Here is a 20,025-nt window from a genome sequence, read left to right on the forward strand (position 1 = left end):
TTTGGAGGTAGTTACTATACGTAAGCTTTAATGCGGTGAGGGGTGGGCGGGGTGCGCGTACGGGTGATGGCCGCCGGATTGGCCTCGGTGGCGATGCTGACGGGGTGCGGGGCGCTGGAGGCGGGCATCGGTGCGACGCCGCCCGGGAAGGCGGGCGGGAACGAGCCGGCCGACGTGAAAGAGGCGCGCAAGGAGCTGAAGGGCCTGGAGGTCAAGGGCCGCGCGCCGAAGACCGGGTTCGAGCGCGAGAAGTTCGGCCCCGCCTGGGCCGACGTCGACCGCAACGGCTGCGACACGCGCAACGACATCCTCAAGCGGGACCTGCGCGAGGAGACGTTCAAGCCGGGCACGCACGACTGCATCGTGCTCACCGGAGTCCTGGACGATCCGTACAGCGGTAAGACGATCAAGTTCAAGCGTGGTCAGGACACCAGCATGGCGGTCCAGATCGACCACCTCATCCCGCTGTCGGACGCCTGGCAGAAGGGCGCGCAGCGGTGGCCGGCGGACAAGCGCAAGCAGTTCGCCAACGACCCGCTGAACCTGCTCGCGGTCGACGGCCCGCTCAACGGCCAGAAGAGCGACGCCGACGCGGCGACCTGGCTGCCGCCGCGCAAGGGGTACCGCTGCGCCTACATCGCCAGGCAGATCACGGTGAAGGCCAAGTACGCGCTGTGGGTGACCGCCGCGGAGAAGGCCGCCATGGAAGGCGTGCTGTCCTCCTGCTGAGCGGTCACCCACCGGGCTGATCAGTCGTCGTAGCGGTCGTCGTCGTAGTCCTTGTCGAACTTGACGATCTTGCCGGTCTTGGTCGACACGTGTACCTCGTACTCCCAGTGGCCCTTTCTGAGGTCGATCTCCCAGGTGCGGTGGCCGTGTTCCCAGTCGCGGTCGACGTCGACGACCCGGGCGCCCGGCACCCGGTGCTTGGCGATCTTGACGGCCCTGCCCCTGGACACCGAGTGCTTGGCGGCGACGGCCTGAGGTGCGAAGACGGCCGGGAACACCGGGCTCTGGACGGGGGCGGCGGCGGGCGTCGGCATGGTGTCCTGAGCGGCGGTGGCGAGTGCGGCGGGGGCGGCGCCGATGAGGATCGCTGCCGTCGCGCCCAGGACCATGATCTTGCGAGTGTGTCTCATGAGGACAGCTTCGCCCGCCGCGAGATAGGGCGGCGCTAGGAGATCGTTAAGGCGGGGCTAAGGATCAGAGTCACCTTCGCGCCGGGTCCCGTGGAGATCGTCAGCGAGCCGCCGCAGGACTCGGCGGTCCTGCGCGCGATGTCCAGCCCCAGGCCGGTCGAGCCCGCCCCGCTGTGCCCGCGGGCCAGCGCGCCGGCGGGGAAGCCGGGACCCTGGTCGGCCACCTCCAGGCGGACGCCGGGCGTCAGCCGTACCGAGAAGGCGGAGCCGTCGGGGGTGTGCGCGAACACGTTGCCCAGCAGCGCGTCCACGCACGCGCCCAGCTCGGCCGCGCCCACGGCCACCGGCAGCGGCCCCGGCGCCACCTCCAAACGCATCTCCCGCTCCTGGTCCTCGGCCAGCACTGACCAGAACGCCGCCCGCTCGGCCACGACGGCCGCCGCGTCGCAGCTCTGCCGCTCGCCGGTCCGCTGGCGGGCCTGCGAGATGACCGCGGTCACCGCCCGCTCCAGCGCGTCCGCCCGCGCGCCGATCCTGGCCGCCTCCTCCGGGTCGCGCAGCGACTCGGCGTCCAGCCGCAGCCCGGTCAGCGGCGTGCGCAGCCGGTGCGACAGGTCGGCGGCGGCCTCCCGCTCCTCGGCGAGCAGCTCGCTGATCCGCCCGGCCAGATGGTTCAGCGCCAGCCCCACCGACCGCACCTCGGGCGGCCCCTCGGGCGTGGTCCGCGCCGTCAGGTCGCCACCCGCCAGCCGCAGCGACACCCCGGCCATCGTGGCCATCGGCCTGGTCAGCGCCAGCGCCAGCCGGTCGGCCACCAGCACGCCCAGCGCGATCAGCGCCACGCCGAGCAGCAGCAGCGCCAGCCACGCCTCGCGGACACCCGCGGTCAGGTCGGCCTCCGACAGGAACACCCGCACGACCGTGGTGCCCGCCGGGTCCTGGACGGCGACGAGGATCTCCCGGCCGCCCGGCGCGACCGCCGACACGCTGCGCCCACGCGAGGCCAGCTCGACCGCCGCCGACCGGGCCGCCGGCGTGCCGATGGTCCTGCCGTCCGGCAGGAAGACGGTGACGGCGTGACCGCCCGCCGCGGCGGTGCGCTCGACGGCCAGCGGCAGCGTGTCCGTGCCCGCGGCGATCGCCACCGACTCGGCCTCCTGGGTCGCCCGGGTGACCGCGCCGTTCTCCGCGACCGCCCGCACCAGCAGCGCGAGCGGCACGATCAGCGCGACCAGCACGAGCGAGGTGGTGGCGGCGACCAGCAGGGCGAGCCAGCGCCTCACGTCGGCTCGACCAGCTTCACCCCGACACCGCGCACGGTCTGCAGGTAGCGCGGACGCTGGGCGGTCTCACCCAGCTTGCGCCGCAGCCACGACAGGTGCACGTCCACGGTCTTGTCCGCGCCGCCGTACGGCAACTGCCACACCTCGGTCAGCAACTCCCGCTTGGTCACCACCTCGCCCGGCCGCGAGCACAGGTAGTGCAGCAGGTCGAACTCGCGCGGCGTCAGATCCAGCGCCGTCCCGTCCATGCTCGCCTCACGCGTGCGCGGGTCCAGCCGCAGCGCCCCGACCGAGACGGAGGTGTCGGTACGGCTGTCGCCCACCCGCCGCAGCACCGCCCTGATCCTGGCGTCGAGCTGGGCCGCGCTGAACGGCTTGACCACGTAGTCGTCGGCGCCCGCGTCGAGGGCGGGCACCATGTCGGCGTCGCCGTCCCTGGCGGTCGCCACGATCACCGGCACCCGGCTGACCGCGCGCAGCATCCTGAGCATCTCGGCGCCGTCCAGGTCGGGCAGCCCCAGGTCGAGCACGACCAGGTCGGGCCGCTCACCCAGCGCGAGCCGCAGCCCGTCCAGCGCGGTGCCGGAGGAGGACACGGCGTGCCCGCGCTCGCGCAGACCGCGGGTCAGCGCGGTGCGGATCGTCACGTCGTCCTCGATGAGTAGTACCTCGGCCATTTGCCCAACCGTAGACCTAGAGACAGGGGGCTTCCGCCCTACCGTAGACGCCGGACGGGACACCCGCGCAACGGCCTTAGCAGTGCCTTAACCTTGCGTTATCCGTGAGTGGGGAAGAGTGGGCGCATGCGATTGTCCTGGGCTCTGGCCGGTTGGCTCGTGGCGGCCGTCGTCGCGACGCTCGCCGGTGTCGCGGTGCTCGGCCTGCTCGGCGGTGTGCTGACCGGCTCGTCCACCCGTCCCATGTCGGGCGACGAGGTCACCGCCGAGCTCGCCGCGACCACGCCGAGAGCGGCCCCGTCCTCGGCGACCCCGTCAAGCGGTTCGGGCACCACCTCCGCCCCGGGCGTGACCAAGGTGCTGACCACCAAGGGCGGCACCATCGTGGCCGCCTGCTCCGGCGGGCGGGCCACGCTGCGGTCCTGGAGCCCAGCCCAAGGCTGGGTCACCGACGACGTGGACAACGAGCGCGACGAGCCCGCGCAGGTGGAGTTCGAGTCGGGGGAGTCCGAGGTGAAGGTCGAGGTCAGGTGCGGCCCCGACGGCGTGCCGTTCACGATTCCGCGCTGAGCGCCTCCTTGGTCAGCTCCGCCTGCCGCCTGATCCGCCGCATCACGATCGGGTTGATCCGCCTGGCCTCGAAGGTCGTCACCATCGCGTCCATCACCGCGTGTGCCCGCACCAGGTCGCCCTGCCTGGCCTCGGCACGGGCCAGGTGGCGCATCACCATGTTCAGCGTGATGTTGTCGACGGTCGCCGCCCTGGCGACGGCGCCGAGCTGCTGGATGCTCTCCTTCGTCCGCGGCGGGCGGATCACCAGCCGCTTGCCGGGTGTGATGCTCTTGAACTCGCGCTCGGCGTTGAGCCCCTTGACCATCCTGGCGTAGACCGCCAGCGGGTGGCCGCCGTGCCGCTCGATCACCTCGTCCAGCGCCTCGTTGCCCGCGCGCAGGCCGGGGGAGTCCGAGCCGAGCAGGGAGAACAGCTTGCCCTGCTCCTCGCCCAGCATCAGCTCGGCCACCTGCTCGTCGGCGGCGGTGATCGGGTGGCGGACCCGCACCACGCAGACGGGCGAGACGATGCGGGAGCCGTCGGCGGCCACGTACTGCCCCCGCACCCCGTACTGGCCGGGCTGCTGGAAGTAGTGGCCGTCGCGGCCGTGGCCGATGTAGGCGCTGCGGTACATCGCCGGGTTGTGCCGGTCGAGCGTGATGTCGGGGGAGTCGTCCACGCAGTGGCGCATCATCGGCCGGTACAGGACGGTGCGGCCCGACGGCTGGGTGATGGAGATCTGGGTGAACTCGGTGTCGGGGTGCAGGTGGTTGTGGGTGGTGCGGGGCTCGCCGGTGTGGCCGAGCTTCAGTTCGACGACGACCGGCTCGCCGTACCCGAAGGAGTCCTTGGCCCTGACCTCCAGGCGCAGGCCGGAGTGGTCCTCGACGGGCTGCTCGAACGGGGCGATCTCGGCGGCGCCGGTGCCGAAGGCGTTGGCGCCCATCGCCACGTCGCGGTAGAAGCCGTGCCGCAGGTGCACCAGCTCGCTGTCGGTGAACTGGAAGGGGAAGGCGGCCCAGTAGGCCGGTTCGCCGCCGGGGCGGTAGTTCTGCACGTAGTTCATCCAGGACAGGTCGCCCAGGCCGCCGCTGGGGCCTAACGGCTGCGGCGGGATGGCCAGGTTCTTCTGCCAGGAGTGCAGCAGGTTGAACGCGTGGCCGAGCTCGTGCACGTAGGTGCGCAGTTGGGCGCGCTGGGCCTGCGGGGACTCGCCGCTGATCGCGTCGTAGAACACCGCGGCGCCCTGGCGCTGGCAGGAGTCGTTGTAGTCGAACATGATCCCCCGGTAGCCGCCGACGTGCTTGCTGGCCACCAGCAGCCACATCCGCCAGGCCGGGGCGTCGGAGAACACGCTGAACTGCTGCGTCATCGCGTGGTGCAGCTCGGCGTCGTCCCACGCCAGGTCCGCGCCCGACGCTCCGGCGGGCACCACGCCCGGCTCGGCCGCGCGGATCTCGATCCCCGCCTCGGCGTACGCCTGCGCCACCCCGAGCGTCCTCGGCGCGCTGCCGGCCGGCCCCGGCAGCCTGCCGGTGTCGTAGGAGACGAACGGCACCGTCCCGGCCACCGAGTCCTGCTCCAGCAGCACACTGCGAAAGTACGGCGAGGCGTACACCAGCGGGTAGTGGCGCCCGGCGACGGTCGCCACCGCCGACCCGTCGGAGATCGTCACGCTCACCCGCCGGTCCGCGACCGTGAAGGTGAAGACGCCCTGCCCTTCCACGGTCGTCCGCCCGCCCTCGGGCACGACCGTCGGCGCGGCCACCACGAACGAGCCCGCGAAGGAGGTGGTGGCGCCGCCGGTGGTGAACAGGTCGCCGCTCACCCGGCCGGTCGGGCGGTTCCCGTCCACGTCGACGCGAAGCTCCACCTGGGAGTCGCCGTCCTGCCCGCGATACAGCCCGCTGATCATCCCGGCTCCCTGAGGATCGAAGGGGTACACCGGGGACACTCCCCGCGGCCAAGAGACCTGTCAATGGCCTCCGCGGACCTTCAAGGCGCCGAGCAGTTCCTCCGACGCGCGGGTGATCTCGGCCACCGCGCGGTCGAACGCCTCGGCGTTGTGCGGCGCGGGCGCGCGGAACCCGGAGATCTTCCTGACGTACTGCAGGGCCGCCGCCCGCACATCGTCCTCGGTCACGTCCTCGGTGTACGGCGGGCGCAGGGTCTTGATGCTTCTACACATCCCTCAACGGTAATAGCCGATCCGCTGACTGATCTCCCGAGCACCCTCCGACAGCAGCTCGCCCACCTCGGGAATGCGCTCGGGGGTGAGCCGGTACGACGGGCCGGAGGCGCTGACCGCCGCCACCACCGAGCCGTCGGGACCCCGGACGGGCGCGGCGACGGCGTTGAGACCCGCCTCCAGCTCCTCCACCGTGTACCCGTAGCCGCGCCGCCTGATCTCGGCGAGCTGCTCGTCGAGGGAGAGCAGCGTCCGCGGCGTGTAGCGCTCCAGCGTGCCCGGCAGCGCCACCGCGCCGAAGGCGAGCAGCACCTTGCCACTGGAGGTGGCGTGCACCGGGGTGCGCTGGCCGACCCAGTTGTGGCCGCTGATCGCCGCGGGCCCGCGCACCTGGCTGATGTTGACCGCGTGCCCGTCCCGCGGCACCGCGAGGTTGACGGTCTCGCCGATCCGCTCGGCCAGCCGCTCGCAGACCGCGCGGCTCTCCCGGGACAGGTCGAGCTGCGCGGTGGCCGCCCCGGCCAGCCTGACCACGCCGAAGCCCAGCCGGTAGCGGCCCCGCTCGCCGCTCTGCTCCACCAGGCCGCCCTGCTCCAGCGCGCCGAGCAGGCGGAACGCCGTCGACTTGTGCACGGCCAGCTCGGCCGCGAGGTCGGTCACGCGGCTCTCGCCACTGCGGGCGAGGATCTCCAGGATGGCGATCGCCCGATCAACTGACTGAACCGAGCTGTTGCTCATAGCGCAACAGACTATTATCTCGCCGCGTGACCACGGGACAGAAGCAAACAAGGCGCGGCTGGTTGTGGAAGGCGTTCGCGCTGGCGGCGGTCGCCGTCGTCGGCCTGGGATTAGCCGCCACCGGCTGCTCGCGGGTGAGCACCGAGCCGGACGAGGTGGTGCTGCACTACGCTGGCGGCACCTTCGAGGCGATCAAGTTCGAGCGGTGCATCAACCCCTCCAGCGGCGCGACGCTGCTCGGGCCCGGCGACACCGCCTACCACTACCCCTTCGGCCAGCGGACGTTCGACTTCTCCGGCGCCGAGGACGCCGAGTCGGGCGGGATCAGCATCGTCTCCCGCGACAACGTGGAGATGAAGGTCGCCGGGTCGGCCACCTTCACGCTCAACACCGACTGCAAGGTGCTGCAGCAGTTCCACGAGAAGATCGGCCGCAAGTTCGGCGCCTACTTCGACGAGGGTGAGTCCGGCGGCTGGACCCGGATGCTCAACTTCTACTTCAAGCAGCCCCTGGACCGGGCGATGGACGCCGCCTCGCAGGAGTTCGAGTGGAAGAAGCTGTTCAACGACCCGAACGTCAAGCAGCAGTGGGAGCAGCGGGTCGGGCAGCTGGCCCGGCAGTTCATCAAGGAGACCGCCGGAGCCGACTACTTCTGCCAGCCCAACTACGCGGGCACCGGCGACTGCGGTGACGTGGTGCTCACCATCCAGAAGCCGCAGCCGCCGGAGAGCCTGATCACCGCACTCGCCGCCGAGCAGGCCGCCAAGCAGCAGAACCTCGCCCAGCAGCAGATCAACGCCAAGGTGAAGACCGAGCTGCAGTCCATCCAGGACCTGGTCGGGGTGCTCGGGCCGAACGGCGCGATCCTCTGGAAAGCCATCCAGGACGGCAAGGTCGACGTCGTGCCGGTCCCGCAGAACGGCACGATCAACATCACCCCTCGCCGCGACTGAGCGCGCCGATCACGCTTCGCCGGGCACGGGACTGAGCTCCAGGCCGAAGTCGTGCGCGATCTTGCGCATGCCCTCGGCCAGCTCCTCCCGGTCCAGCGCGTCGATCCGCTCGGCCGGGCCGGACACCGACATCGCGGCCACCACCCTGCTCCCGTCGCGCACCGGCACGGCCAGGCAGTGCACGCCCAACTCCTCCTCGCCCAGGTCCATCGCGTACCCCCGCGACCTGACCCGGCCGATCTCGGCCAGCATCGCCGCCGTCTCGGTGATCGTGTTCGCGGTCCGCCGGGGCATGCCCGTGCGCGCGAACAGCGCCACCGACTCCGCATCCGGCCGGTCGGACAGCAGCACCTTGCCCACCGCCGTGCTGTGCGGCAGCACCCTCCGGCCCACCTCGGCGAACATCCGCAGCCGCCGGGGCGAGTGCACCTGCGCGACGTACACCACGAAGTCGCCCTCCAGCACCGCCATGTTGGCCGTCTCACCGGACAGCTCCACCATCTTGGCCAGGTACGGCTGCGCCCACACCCCCACCATCCGCTCGGCCACCCCGCCCAGCCGCACCAGCGCCCCGCCCAGCGCGTACCGCCGGTCCGACTCCTGCCGCACGTAACCCCGGGCCAGCAGCGTCCGCAACAGCCGGTGAATCGTGCCGTACGGCAGGCCGGTCCTGGCCGCGATCTCCGACAGTCCCGCCTCGCCGCCGCCCGCGGCCAGCGCCTCCAGCACGTCGAGCGCCCGGTCGACCGACTGCACGCTCACAGGCTCACCCCGCGCAGCGAGGCGTCCAGCACCTCGGCCGTGTGCGCCACCCTGATCGTCCGCCCCCTGCGCCGCATCGCCGCCGCGATCTGCATCGTGCACCCCGGATTGGCCGAGACCAGCAGCTCGGCGCCGGTGCGGTCCACGCTCGCCGCCTTGCGGTCACCGAGGTCGCGGGCCGCCTCCGGCTGGAAGATGTTGTAGGTCCCGGCCGAGCCGCAGCAGATGTCCGACTCGGGGATGTCCCGCAGCACCAGCCCGGGGATGCCGCGCAGCAACTCGCGCGGCTGCGCCCGGACGCCCTGCGCGTGCGCCAGGTGACAGGCGTCGTGGTAGGCGACGGTCACCTCCAGCGGGTGCCGCTCGGCGACCGGCCCCAGCTCGGCCAGGTACTCCGACAGGTCGAGGGTACGGAACGCGGGCGCGGCGCCCAGCAGGTCGGCGTACTCCTTCATGGTCGACCCGCAGCCGGCCGCGTTCACCACGACCGTGTCGACTCCGGCCCGCTCGAACATCCTGACCGTGCGCCGCGCCAGCCGCCTCGCCTGGTCCTCCCGGCCGGAGTGCACGCTCAGCGCCCCGCAGCAGCCCTGGCCCGGCGGGATCACCACGTCGCAGCCCTCCAGCGCGAGCACCCGCGCCGTGGCCGCGTTCACCTGTGGGAAGAACTCGCCCTGCACACAGCCGGTGAGCATCCCGACCACCGCTCTGCGCTCGCCGCGCGCCCGGACCAGCCTCGGCAGCCGCTGCCGCCGCGCGACCGGAGGCGCCAGCGCCGCCATCGCGCCCAGGCTCGGATGCACCCGCTCCAGGAACGGCTGCAGCCGCCCGGTCAGCTCGAACCTGGCCGGAAGCCGCAGCAGCCGCAGCCGCCTCGGGTACGGGAACAGCCCGAACACCAGCCCGCGCACCGCCCGGTCCCGCGGATCGCGCACGTGCTCGCGCTCCACCTCCGCGCGGGTCTGCTCGATCAGCCGGTCGTACTGCACGCCCGACGGGCAGGCGGTCACGCACGCCATGCAGCCGAGGCAGGCGTCGAAGTGCCCCGCCATCTCCGGGGTGATCGGGGTGCCCTCGACGTGCTGGCCCATCAGGTGGATACGGCCGCGCGGCGAGTCCATCTCCTCGCCCCACAGCAGGTAGGTGGGGCAGGTCGGCAGGCAGAACCCGCAGTGCACACAGTCCTTGATCAGCTCAGGGTCCATCAGATGCCCCCTACATAGCGGCCGGGGGACATCCTGCGCCCGGGATCGAACCGTTCCTTGACCCGCCGCATCAGCGTGAGCGCGCCGACGTGACCCCAGCGGTCCATCCGCCGGGCGGCCTCATGGGGCGCCGTCACCACGCGCACCCGGCAGTCGTCCTCCAGGCCGCCGCGGAGCAGCGCCACGAACCCGGCGGCGGCCGACGGGTCGGCGTCGTCGGGCAAACCGATCAGCACGACGAGGTGGTCCCCCAGCCACATCCTGCTCGCCGCGGGCAGTCCGGTCGTCCGGGCCGCGTCGAACACCTCCACCATGACCGACTGCCCCCGATCCACCGGCGCCCGCACCTCGACCAGCACCTCGTCCCCAGGCAACCGCCCCCACCCTTCCGGCGCCACCTCCCCCACCTCAACCGCCCACCCGCGCGGGGCCGCCGCGCGCTCGTCCAGCGCGGGCGCGTGCTCGTGGAAGAGGTCCTGTACGGCTAGCGCCCGATGGGCCGCCGCGTGCCCCTCGAGCAGGGCCGAGACCCGGTAGGGGCCGTCCACGGCGGGCCAGTCGATCTCGATCGCGCTGGGTTCGGCCTGGCTGGCGGCCAGCGCCACGAGGATGCGTTCCGGTGGGTCGGGCACGTACAGGGAGCTGCCGGTCTCCTTCGTCTCCAGCCGGGGACCCGGGTAGCTAGCGCTCACCCAGCGGCGGTCGGGGGGCACGGGATGCAGGCGGAAGGTGGCCTCGGTGATGACGCCGAGCGTGCCGTACGAGCCGGTGAAGAGTTTGCCCAGGTCGTAGCCCGCGACGTTCTTGACCACCTTGCCGCCGGACTTCGCGGTCGTGCCGTCGGCCAGCACGACCGTGATGCCGATCAGCAGGTCGCGGGCTGTGCCGTAGCGGAGGGCGCGCGGGCCCGCGGTCGCGGTGGCCAGCGTGCCGCCGACCGTGGCGCCGTCGAGCGGCACGTCGAGGGCCAGTTCCTGGCCGTGCGCGGCGAGGGCTTCGGCCAGCGCCGCCATCGTGACGCCCGCCTGGACGCGCACCACGAGGTCGCCCGCCGCGTGCTCCAGGATCTCGTTCAGGCAGCACAGGTCGAGCAGCACGTCACAGCGGTCCGGGCGGCGGCCCCAGTGCAGCTTGGTGCCGCCGCCCACGGGCACCACCGCGAGATCGTGCTCGGCGCAGACGCCCAGCAGCGCGGCGACGTCCTCGGTCGTCTCCGGCAACGCCACCCACCGGGGCCGCACTCCGGCGACCTCGTCGTCGGCCGCCGCCTCCCTGACCGCCACCCCGGTCTTGACCAGCGCCTTCGCCACGACGTCGCTCGTGGCCGATGCCAACGCTCCGTCGTTCATCAGAACTGTTCCGCCTTTCCCGACTCGACCAGCGGATGGACGCCCTTGCGGACGCCGGGGACCTCGCCGCACAGGCGGGGGGTGGGGAACACCTTGCCGGGGTTGGACAGGTTCCGCGGGTCGAAGGCGCATCGCACCAGTTGCATGGTGTCGAGATCGTCATCGGTGAACATCTTCGGCATATATCGCGATTTATCCACCCCGACTCCATGTTCTCCCGTGATCGACCCGCCATGCTCGATGCACAGGTCAAGGATCTTCCCCGACACCGTCTCGGCCCGCTCGCCCGCCCCGGCCTCCGCGTCGTCGAACAGCACCAGCGGATGCAGGTTCCCGTCACCGGCGTGGAAGACGTTGGCCACCCTGATCCCGTGCTCGCGCGACAGCTCGTCGATCCCGGCCAGCACCCGCGGCAGCGAGGTCCTCGGCACCACCCCGTCCTGCACGATGTACGCGGGGCTGATCCGCCCCACCGCCGCGAACGCCGATTTGCGCCCCTTCCACACGGCCGCCCGCTCGGCCGGGTCGGCCGCCACCCGCAGCTCGAACGCGCCCGAGCAGATCCGCTCGATGCGCGCGAACTGGTGGGCGACCTCGGGCTCGGGCCCGTCCAGCTCCACGATCAGCACGGCCCCGGCCCCGGCCGGGTACGCGCAGGCCACCGCGGCCTCGGCCGCCTCGATGGCCAGCGCGTCCATCATCTCGATCGCCGCCGGCACGATGCCCGCCGCGATGATCGCGGACACCGCCTCGCCGCCCTGCTCGATGCTCTCGAACGCGGCCAGGATCGTGGTGACGGTCTCGGGGGCGCGGCTCAGCCGTACCACGATCTTGGTGGTGACGCCGAGGGTGCCCTCGGAGCCGATGAAGGTGCCGAGCAGGTCGTATCCGGCGTCCATCCGGTCCAGCCACACCAGGTCACCGTCGGGGGTGACGATCTCGCACGCCTCGACGTGGTTGACGGTGAAACCGTACTTCAGGCAGTGGGCGCCGCCGGAGTTCTCGGCCACGTTGCCGCCGATGGAGCAGATCTGCTGGCTGGAGGGGTCGGGGGCGTAGTAGTAGCCCTGGTCGCGCACCGCCTCGGTGATCGCCAGGTTGGTGACGCCGGGCTCGACGACCGCCCGGCGCCCCTCGATGTCGATCTCCAGGACGCGCCGCATCCTGGAGGTGACGATCAGGACGCCGTCGCTGCGCGGCAGCGCTCCGCCCGACAGGCCGGTCCCCGAGCCGCGCGCGACGAACGGCACGCCGTACTCGTTGCAGATCTTCACGACCTCGGCGATCTGCTCGGCGGTCTCGGGGAGGACGACCACGCCGGGGGTGGCCCGGTGGTAGGTGAGGCCGTCGCACTCGTAGGTGCGCAGCCGTACCGGATCGGTGATCACCGCCTCCGGCTCCAGGACACGCCGGAGCCGGACGGCGATCTCGTTGCTCAGCGCTGTCATCACCGCATCCTCCCGCAGCGCGGTTTCGTCATGTCAAGGCATACGGGCGTATGCCGGCAGGGTCAGGAACTCGGCGAAGTCGTCGTCCAGGGCGACCTCCTTGAACAGGGCCTCCGCCTGGGTGTACAGCGCCTCGTCGTAACCGGGCTCGGCGGCGATCTTGGCCAGTTCCTCGGCGATGATCCGCTCCACCAGCTCGCGGGTGACCAGCGCCCCGGTGTCGGCCAGCTCGATGCCGTTGTGGATCCACTGCCAGATCTGCGAGCGGGAGATCTCCGCCGTGGCGGCGTCCTCCATCAGGTTGTGGATCGCGACCGCGCCGAGCCCGCCCATCCAGGCGGCCAGGTAGCGCAGCGCCACGTCCACGTTGTTGCGCAGGCCCGCCTCGGTGATGTCGCCGGGGGTCTCCGAGACGCTCAGCAGCTGGGACGCCGAGACCTCGACGTCCTCGCGCAGGCGGTCGAGCTGGTTGGGGCGCGAGCCGAGGACGCCGTCGAAGACCTCGCGGCAGATCGGCACCAGGTCGGGGTGGGCCACCCAGGAGCCGTCGAAGCCGTCGCCCGACTCGCGGGTCTTGTCCGCGCGCACCTTCTCCAGCGCCACCTTGTTCACCTCGGGGTCGCGGCGCGAGGGGATGAACGCGGCCATGCCGCCGATCGCGTGCGCGCCCCGCTTGTGGCAGGCGCGCACCAGCAGCTCGGTGTAGGCGCGCATGAACGGCGCGGTCATGGTGACCGCGTTCCGCTCGGGCAGCAGGAACTCGCGGCCCCTGGTGCGGAACTTCTTGATCACGCTGAACAGGTAGTCCCAGCGCCCGGCGTTGAGCCCGGCCGAGTGGTCGCGCAGCTCGTAGAGGATCTCCTCCATCTCGAACGCCGCCGGGTAGGTCTCGATCAGGACGGTGGCCCTGATCGTCCCCACCGGGATGCCGAGGCTCTCCTGGGCCACCACGAAGACGTCGTTCCAGAGGCGCGCCTCCAGGTGGGACTCCATCTTCGGCAGGTAGAAGTAGGGGCCCTTGCCCTTGTCGATCTGCCGCTGGGCGCAGTGGAAGAAGTACAGCGCGAAGTCGAACAGCCCGCCCGCCACCTCCTGGCCGTCGACCAGCAGGTGCTTCTCGTTCAGGTGCCAGCCGCGCGGGCGGACGACGATCGTGGCCAGCTCGGCGTCGGGCCGCAGCGCGTAGCTCTTGCCCTTGCTCTCGAAGTCGATCTCGCGGTCGAGCGCGTCGCGCAGGTTGAGCTGGCCGCTGACGGCGTTCTCCCACAGCGGGGAGTTGGCGTCCTCGAAGTCGGCGAGCCAGACCTTGGCGCCGGAGTTGAGTGCGTTGATCGTCATCTTCCGGTCGACCGGGCCGGTGATCTCGACCCGGCGGTCCTCCAGGCCCGGGGCCGGGGGAGCGACCTGCCAGTCGCCCTCCCTGACCGCCTTGGTCTCGGGCAGGAAGTCGAGGGTGCCGCCGGCGGACAGCTCGGCCTGCCGCGCCTGGCGGGCGTCCAGGAGCTCCAGGCGCCTGGCGTCGAACTCGCGGTGCAGCCGCGCGACGAAGGCGAGCGCCTCCGGCGTGAGCACCTCCTCGAACCGGTCGAGCATCGGGCCGGTGATCTCAACGCCGTCCATGAGGCTTCCTTTCCATATCGTGGAAAAGTTCTTCTGAATTGTGGAATTGAAGCTACTTCATGGGCGGGCGCGGGTCAAAGGTGGGGTTGCCCCGGGGATGGTTCGGGGGTTTCCCGGATGCCCGCAGGCCACGTGGGCAGGAGGATCGGGGACATGAAGACGAAGAGCATGGTCGCCGCGGGAGCCCTTCTCGCCTCCTGCGCGCTGCTGACGGGATGCGGTGGCCTGGCCGGCATCGGCGGCCCCACCGACCAGGATGAGATCAGTTACGAAGTGTCGGAGAAGGTCGCCACGCTGTTCGTCGAGAGCGGCTCGGGCGACATCACGGTCAGCGAGACCGACCGCCAGGGGATCAAGGTCGTCGAGACCCTCTACTGGCGCGGCGACAAGCCGAAGACCGAGCACCCGGTCGACGGCGACACCCTCACGCTGCGCTACAAGTGCGAGCAGCGGAACTGGGGCAGCTGCGGGGTCAACTACCGCGTGGAGGTGCCCAAGGGCCTGAAGGTCAAGACCGACACCGGTTCGGGCAACCTGACACTGCGCGACCTGTCCGGCGAGCTGGAGGCCACGACGGGCTCGGGCGACATCGAGGCCAACGGCCTGGCGGGCAAGAAGGCCTACGCCGAGACCGGCTCGGGCGGCGCCGAACTGAAGTACGCCGCGGTCCCCGACAGCGTCGAGGTGGAGACCGGCTCAGGCGACGTCACGGTACGGCTCCCGCAGGGCTCCTACGACGTCACCACCGAGACCGGCTCGGGCGACACCTCGGTCAAGGTCACCGACGACCCCAAGTCCCCGCGCAAGGTCAGCCTCAAGACGGGCTCCGGCGACGCCACCGTACTGGCCGGATAAGGGGTCGAATCTCTGCGTGATGTCATGTCACCATCGGGGAAGACACCGAGGTGTCCAGACGTTGCCTATTAGAGATGACACGAATGCACAACGACTCCCGTACTCGCTTCACCCGTGACTCCGCCCGGCAGTGGGACGATCTCGTCACCGACGAGCCCGCCGCCGGCGAAATGGACCTTGAGGAGCGGCAGGCGCTGCGGCGCGTGGCCGGCCTCTCCACCGAACTTCAGGACGTCACCGAGGTCGAGTACCGCCAGCTTCGTCTGGAGCGGGTCGTCCTCGTCGGCGTCTGGACCTCTGGTACGGCGACCGACGCCGACAACTCCCTCCTGGAGCTGAAGCTGCTCGCCGAGACGGCGGGCTCGGAGGTGCTCGAGGGACTCATCCAGCGACGTCAGAAGCCCGACCCGGCCACCTACATCGGTTCCGGCAAGGCGGTGGAGGTGCGCGACGTGGTCGAGTCCGTCGGCGCCGACACCGTGATCTGCGACGGCGAGCTGACCCCCGGTCAGCTCCGCCAGCTCGAGGAGATCGTGAAGGTCAAGGTGATCGACCGCACGGCGCTGATCCTCGACATCTTCGCCCAGCACGCGCAGAGCCGCGAAGGCAAGGCCCAGGTCGAGCTGGCACAGCTCCAGTACCTGCTGCCGCGCCTGCGCGGCTGGGGCGGCAACCTGTCCAGGCAGGTCGGCGGCCGGGCGGCCGGCGGCGTCGGCATCGGTGGCCGCGGCCCCGGTGAGACGAAGATCGAGCTGGACCGGCGCCGCATCCGCGAGCGGATGGCCAAGCTGCGCCGCCAGATCGGTGACATGTCCACCGCGCGCGAGACCAAGCGCTCGCACCGGCAGGGCCGCGAGGTCCCGGCCGTCGCGATCGCGGGCTACACCAACGCCGGCAAGTCCTCGCTGCTCAACCGCATCACCGGCGCGGGCGTGCTGGTGGAGGACGCGCTGTTCGCCACCCTCGACCCGACCGTGCGCAAGTCGCGTACGCCGGAGGGAAGGCTGTTCACGATCGCCGACACCGTCGGCTTCGTCCGGCACCTGCCGCACCAACTGGTCGAGGCGTTCCGCTCCACGCTGGAGGAGGTCGCCGACGCCGACCTGATCCTGCACGTGGTGGACGGCTCGCACCCCGACCCCGAGGGTCAGCTCACCGCCGTGCGCGAGGTGTTCGCCGACATCGACGGCGCCGGTGACGTGCCCGAGATCGTGGTGGTCAACAAGGCCGACACGGCCGACCAGGACGTGATCGACCGGCTGACCCGGCGCGAGCGCAACAGCATCGTGGTCTCCGCCCGCACCGGAGCGGGGATCGCCGAGCTGATGGACCTCATCGAGCGGGAGCTGCCCAGGCTCGACCACGAGGTGCTGATGCTGGTGCCGTACGACAGGGGAGACCTGATCTCGCGGGCGCACAAGGAGGGCGAGGTGCTCTCCGTCGACCACACGGGCGATGGCACCGTGCTGCACGCGAGGGTCCTGCCCAGCCTGTTCCACGAGCTTGAGCGGGTGGCCAAACCCGTCGAGCGGGTCTGAGCCGGAGCGCGGTCCCGATAGGGGGTCGCGCTTCGTCATTTCTGGACAAAACCGGCAGTGGTTCTTGAACGCCGGGATTGCTAGGATGAGCCAAGCCTTACGACACTAATGGCACGGGTTTCGGATGATGGCTGCTGCGAGAGATGTCGCATGCGGGGGCCAGAGCGAAGGGTCGGGGCTGGGCTGCCGGTTGGGGTCCAGACTGAGTGCGGGGGTCGGATGGGATGATTGGGCTTTCTTTCGAATAACCCTGTACACCGAGCCGACCTGTGAAATAACGTAACTGAACTGAAATCGCCGGATCATGAGCCCGGCGGTACGGTCACCGCACAGTCATTTCGCGGATGAGAGCAGGAGACCCCCGATGCCGTCCGGACCCGGAGCGGACTACGTGGGCATGGCGCCCGCCGTTCGCTGGGCGCTGCTCCCGTGCGGGGCGGTGATGCGGTGACCGTTCGCCTGCTGACCAACATCGGTCGTCTGTGGACCGGCAATGACGTCTGCAGCAACGCCGCCATCCTCGTACACAACGACCGCATCGCCTGGGTGGGCCGTGCGGCGGACCTGCCGCAGAGCGTGCCGGGCGTCGTCGACGACATCGTCGACGTCGACCACGTGGAGAACCTGGGCGGCGCCCTGGTCACTCCCGGCCTCATCGACGCGCACACCCACCCCGTCTACGCGGGCAATCGCTACGCCGAGATGGCCATGCGCTCGGGCGGCTCGTCCTCTTCGGCGATCAACGCGGCCGGCGGTGGCATCGGCTCGACCGTCACCGTGACCCGCGGCACCGACCCGTGGACCCTGTGCAACGGCGTCCGCGAGCGGCTGCGCGCCTGGCTGCTGAGCGGCACCACCACGGTCGAGGCCAAGACCGGCTACCACCTCACCCGCGACGGCGAGCTGGCCGACGTGCGGCTGCTGCGCGAGCTCGAGAAAGAGCCGATGATGCCGCGCGTGCACGTCACGTTCCTGGCCGCGCACGTCGTGCCACCGGAGTACTTCGGCCGTCAGCGCGACTACGTCGAGGCCGTGGGCGCCTGGTGCGCCGACGCCGCCGCGGCGGGTGCCGACAGCGTCGACGCCTACTGCGACGAGGGGCACTTCACCACCGAGGAGACCCGCTGGGTGCTGGCCTCCGGGCGCAACGTCGGCCTGCTGCCGCGCATCCACGCCGGCGCCTTCAGCCGCCGGGGCGCGGTGCAGCTCGCGGCCGAGCTCGGCTGCGCCTCCGCCGACCTGCTGCATCACACCTCCGACGAGGACATCGCGATCCTGGCCAGGTACGGCGTGCCCGCCGTGCTCTGCCCGGCCACGGCGATGCAGCGCGGCAGCCTCCCGCCGGTCCGGCGCATGATCTCGCAGGGCGTCACGGTGGCGCTCGGCAGCGACCACAACCCCGGCCACTGCGGCATCACCTCGATGTCGCTGGTCATCAGCCTGGCCGTGTCCGCGTTCGGGATGAGCGTCGGCGACGCGCTGCGCGCGGCCACGCTGGGCGGCGCCCAGGTCCTCGGGTCGCCCGACCGCGGAGTGCTGGCACCGGGGCGGCTGGCCGACATCGTGCAGTGGGACGCCGACCACGAGGGCGCCTTCGCCTGGTCGTTCGGCCTGAAGCCGCGTCGCGTGTGGCGAGGCGGCACACCGGTCCAGTAGCAGGCGTTTGGTGCTGGGTAATCTCTGGATATGTCGCCATCCGTCGCAGTTGTCACGGACTCCACCGCCTATCTCCCTGCTCACCCTGATGTCACCGTGGTCCCGCTTGAGGTGATCATCGGTGGCACCGCGTACGACGACGGCGACCAGCTCGACGCGGCCCGGATGCTGGCGGCACTCAAAGCCTGGGCGCCGGTGACCACCTCCCGCCCCGCCCCCCAGCGCTTCGCCGACGCCTACGAGGCCGCCGCCGCGCGCGGCGCCACCGGAGTGGTGTCCGTCCACCTGTCAGGCGAACTCTCGGGTACGGTCGCCGCCGCCCGGGTGGCCGCCGCAGACTCCCTCATACCGGTCGAGGTCATCGACAGCAGATCCATCGCGATGGGGCTCGGCTTTCCCGTCCTGGCCGCCGCGTCCGCCGCCGCACAAGGGCGGACGCTGACCGAGGTGGCCGCCGCGGCCCGGAGCTGCGCGGAGGCGGCGCGCACCTTCTTCTACGTCGACACGCTGGAGTACCTGCGCCGGGGCGGGCGGATCGGGGCGGCGGCGACACTGGTGGGATCGGCACTGATGATCAAGCCGTTGCTGCACATCTCCGGGGGGACGATCGTGCCGCTGGAGAAGATGCGGACCGCGGCGCGGGCGATCGCCAGGCTGGAGGAACTGGCGGTGCGGGCCGCGGGCGCCGAACCGGTGGAGGTGGCGGTGCAGCACCTGTCGGCCAGGGGGCGGGCCGAAGGTCTGGCGGAGCGGCTCGCGCAGCGGGTGCCGAAGGTGATGGGCCTGCGGGTGGTGGAGGTGGGCGCGGTCATCGGGGCGCACGTGGGACCGGGGATGCTCGGGGTCACGGTGGCGCCCTTCTAGAGACCCTCACCCGCCTGGGCCGCGTGGCCGAGCAACACGTGGGCTTGGGACGCTCCGGGCAGGGGCCTTCGGCTGGCTGCGCGTTCGCCGACTGTCCGCCTTGGCCTGCCCGATGAAGTCGGCGGCCCCAGGTCAATCGGCCGGTGTCCGAGACGCGCATCAGGATGCCCATGAGGCTCGCGCGCCCGGGGCTGACGAGCGTGGTCGACTTTCTCCACAGGCTGGGCTCCGCCCGTTCGCGGTTTTCCCCAGAACCGCGTTCGCCCGATTCGCCCCACCAGGCCGGAGCCTAGGTTCACAGGCGTGCCCACCACCAACCAGGAGATAGCCGAGTCCCGCCTACACCGGCTCCTGCGCCCCAAGGCGATCTTTCGTCGTGACGCGCCGGCGTTCCCCTTGGACAACGCACTCCCGCGTCGTGATGCACCCTCCCTCGCCTCGGACAGCGCGTCTCCGCGTCGTGATGCACCCGCCTTCCCTTCGGGCAATGCGCTCCCGCGTGGCGGCCCGAACGTTCCCGCCCCCTCCTCACCACGGCTTCCCCAGTCCTTCGACGAATTCCGTACGGCAGTCGCCGCCCAAGCCCCCGCCCTCGACCCCGGCCGCCCAGGACTGCGTGTGCTCCTCCTGATCGGCATACTCGCCGCGATCGTGGGCGGCATCTACGCCTGGAGATCCCAGCCCGAACCGGCCCCCCTCCCTGCCCCGCCCCCACTCACCGGCTCAGCCGCGGCACCCACCGTCGCCGTGTCATCGCCGCGCGCTCCCGAGGTGACCGTCCACGTCACCGGTAGGGTCCGCCGCCCAGGCGTCTACACCCTCAGCGGCGGTTCCCGGGTCGCCGACGCGGTGACCGCCGCAGGGGGTCCACGCAGGGGCAGCCCCACGGGCTCGGTCAACCTCGCCAGACGCTTGATCGACGGCGAGCAGATCGTCGTAGGCGCCCCCAGCGGTCCACCCGCCACCCCACTCACCCCCGCGGACCCTACCACAGCCGTGATCGACCTCAACACCGCCACACCAGACCAACTCGAACAGTTACCTGGTGTCGGCGAAGTCCTGGCCCGCCGAATCACCGAGTTCCGCACCGCCAACGGCGGCTTCCGCGCCATCGAGCAACTCAGAGACGTCAGCGGCATCGGCCCCCGCAAATACGAAGAACTGAAAACCAGGGTCAGAGTCTGACCTCACGAAGCAC

At 71.2% G+C, this 20,025-nt stretch carries 19 protein-coding genes; 8 read left to right on the forward strand and 11 right to left on the reverse strand.

Translation table 11 applies throughout. The features are described from left to right. The first annotated feature begins 51 nt into the window (after positions 1–51). Positions 52–729 (forward strand): HNH endonuclease family protein, encoded by a 678-nt coding sequence (locus tag ABZ911_RS12965; protein ID WP_358054724.1) that lies wholly within the window; start codon positions 52–54, stop codon positions 727–729. A gap of 20 nt (positions 730–749) precedes the next feature. On the opposite strand, the gene ABZ911_RS12970 is transcribed toward ABZ911_RS12965, so the two are convergent. From ABZ911_RS12970 to ABZ911_RS12980, 3 genes are read right to left on the reverse strand one after another with little or no spacing between them, the layout of a single operon-like run. Continuing rightward, a complete protein-coding gene (locus tag ABZ911_RS12970) occupies positions 750–1,139 on the reverse strand; it encodes a PepSY domain-containing protein (protein ID WP_358054725.1) in 390 nt (129 codons plus the stop codon). A gap of 35 nt (positions 1,140–1,174) precedes the next feature. After that, a complete protein-coding gene (locus ABZ911_RS12975) occupies positions 1,175–2,422 on the reverse strand; it encodes a HAMP domain-containing sensor histidine kinase (RefSeq protein ID WP_358054726.1) in 1,248 nt (415 codons plus the stop codon). After that, positions 2,419–3,099 (reverse strand): response regulator transcription factor, encoded by a 681-nt coding sequence (locus tag ABZ911_RS12980; RefSeq protein ID WP_358054727.1) that lies wholly within the window; start codon positions 3,097–3,099, stop codon positions 2,419–2,421. The genes ABZ911_RS12975 and ABZ911_RS12980 overlap by 4 nt, the downstream gene beginning before the upstream one ends. Positions 3,100–3,225: 126 nt before the next feature. On the opposite strand from ABZ911_RS12980, the gene ABZ911_RS12985 reads away from it, so the two are divergent. Then, positions 3,226–3,669, forward strand: coding sequence for a hypothetical protein (locus ABZ911_RS12985; RefSeq protein ID WP_358054728.1), 444 nt, complete (start codon positions 3,226–3,228; stop codon positions 3,667–3,669). On the opposite strand, the gene ABZ911_RS12990 is transcribed toward ABZ911_RS12985, so the two are convergent. The 3 genes from ABZ911_RS12990 to ABZ911_RS13000 are packed head-to-tail and all read right to left on the reverse strand — an operon-like array spanning position 3,653 to position 6,577. After that, on the reverse strand, positions 3,653–5,566 hold the full coding sequence (locus tag ABZ911_RS12990; protein ID WP_358054729.1) for a hypothetical protein: 1,914 nt from the start codon (positions 5,564–5,566) through the stop codon (positions 3,653–3,655). The genes ABZ911_RS12985 and ABZ911_RS12990 overlap by 17 nt on opposite strands. Before the next feature lie 60 nt (positions 5,567–5,626). After that, entirely contained in the window at positions 5,627–5,839 is a 213-nt protein-coding gene (locus tag ABZ911_RS12995) for a DUF2277 domain-containing protein (RefSeq protein ID WP_358054730.1), read from the reverse strand. Between the two features lie 3 nt (positions 5,840–5,842). Then, on the reverse strand, positions 5,843–6,577 hold the full coding sequence (locus ABZ911_RS13000) for an IclR family transcriptional regulator (protein WP_358054731.1): 735 nt from the start codon (positions 6,575–6,577) through the stop codon (positions 5,843–5,845). Between the two features lie 26 nt (positions 6,578–6,603). Between ABZ911_RS13000 and ABZ911_RS13005 the strand changes: the two genes are divergently transcribed. After that, positions 6,604–7,530 (forward strand): SPFH domain-containing protein, encoded by a 927-nt coding sequence (locus ABZ911_RS13005; RefSeq protein WP_358054732.1) that lies wholly within the window; start codon positions 6,604–6,606, stop codon positions 7,528–7,530. A gap of 9 nt (positions 7,531–7,539) precedes the next feature. Here the strand turns inward: ABZ911_RS13005 and ABZ911_RS13010 are convergent, their stop codons facing one another. From ABZ911_RS13010 to aceB, 5 genes are read right to left on the reverse strand one after another with little or no spacing between them, the layout of a single operon-like run. Beyond that, positions 7,540–8,292, reverse strand: a complete 753-nt coding sequence (locus tag ABZ911_RS13010; protein ID WP_358054733.1) for an IclR family transcriptional regulator — start codon at positions 8,290–8,292, stop codon at positions 7,540–7,542. Continuing rightward, positions 8,289–9,497 (reverse strand): heterodisulfide reductase-related iron-sulfur binding cluster, encoded by a 1,209-nt coding sequence (locus tag ABZ911_RS13015; RefSeq protein WP_358054734.1) that lies wholly within the window; start codon positions 9,495–9,497, stop codon positions 8,289–8,291. The genes ABZ911_RS13010 and ABZ911_RS13015 overlap by 4 nt, the downstream gene beginning before the upstream one ends. After that, the gene (locus ABZ911_RS13020; RefSeq protein ID WP_358054735.1) at positions 9,497–10,846 is read right to left on the reverse strand and encodes an FAD-binding oxidoreductase; all 1,350 of its coding nucleotides are present in this window, start codon (positions 10,844–10,846) and stop codon (positions 9,497–9,499) included. The genes ABZ911_RS13015 and ABZ911_RS13020 overlap by 1 nt, the downstream gene beginning before the upstream one ends. After that, complete coding sequence (locus ABZ911_RS13025) at positions 10,846–12,294, reverse strand: FAD-linked oxidase C-terminal domain-containing protein (RefSeq protein WP_358054736.1); 1,449 nt, start codon at positions 12,292–12,294, stop codon at positions 10,846–10,848. The genes ABZ911_RS13020 and ABZ911_RS13025 overlap by 1 nt, the downstream gene beginning before the upstream one ends. Positions 12,295–12,327: 33 nt before the next feature. Next, positions 12,328–13,914, reverse strand: a complete 1,587-nt coding sequence (gene aceB / locus ABZ911_RS13030) for a malate synthase A (RefSeq protein WP_358054737.1) — start codon at positions 13,912–13,914, stop codon at positions 12,328–12,330. 153 nt (positions 13,915–14,067) lie between these two features. On the opposite strand from aceB, the gene ABZ911_RS13035 reads away from it, so the two are divergent. The 5 genes from ABZ911_RS13035 (at position 14,068) to ABZ911_RS13055 (ending at position 20,012) form a co-directional block, all read left to right on the forward strand. Beyond that, positions 14,068–14,769, forward strand: a complete 702-nt coding sequence (locus tag ABZ911_RS13035; protein ID WP_358054738.1) for a DUF4097 family beta strand repeat-containing protein — start codon at positions 14,068–14,070, stop codon at positions 14,767–14,769. A gap of 170 nt (positions 14,770–14,939) precedes the next feature. Continuing rightward, the gene (hflX, locus tag ABZ911_RS13040) at positions 14,940–16,307 is read left to right on the forward strand and encodes a GTPase HflX (RefSeq protein ID WP_358054838.1); all 1,368 of its coding nucleotides are present in this window, start codon (positions 14,940–14,942) and stop codon (positions 16,305–16,307) included. 447 nt (positions 16,308–16,754) lie between these two features. Further along, positions 16,755–17,963 carry an imidazolonepropionase gene (gene hutI, locus ABZ911_RS13045; protein ID WP_358054739.1) on the forward strand — a complete coding sequence of 403 codons (1,209 nt, stop codon included), beginning with the start codon at positions 16,755–16,757 and terminating at the stop codon, positions 17,961–17,963. Between the two features lie 30 nt (positions 17,964–17,993). Then, the gene (locus tag ABZ911_RS13050; protein ID WP_358054740.1) at positions 17,994–18,827 is read left to right on the forward strand and encodes a DegV family protein; all 834 of its coding nucleotides are present in this window, start codon (positions 17,994–17,996) and stop codon (positions 18,825–18,827) included. Positions 18,828–19,445: 618 nt separating this feature from the next. Next, positions 19,446–20,012 (forward strand): ComEA family DNA-binding protein, encoded by a 567-nt coding sequence (locus ABZ911_RS13055; RefSeq protein WP_358054741.1) that lies wholly within the window; start codon positions 19,446–19,448, stop codon positions 20,010–20,012. Positions 20,013–20,025: the final 13 nt, after the last annotated feature.

This window comes from Nonomuraea sp. NPDC046570 (genome assembly GCF_040645915.1).
Lineage (GTDB): Bacteria > Actinomycetota > Actinomycetes > Streptosporangiales > Streptosporangiaceae > Nonomuraea.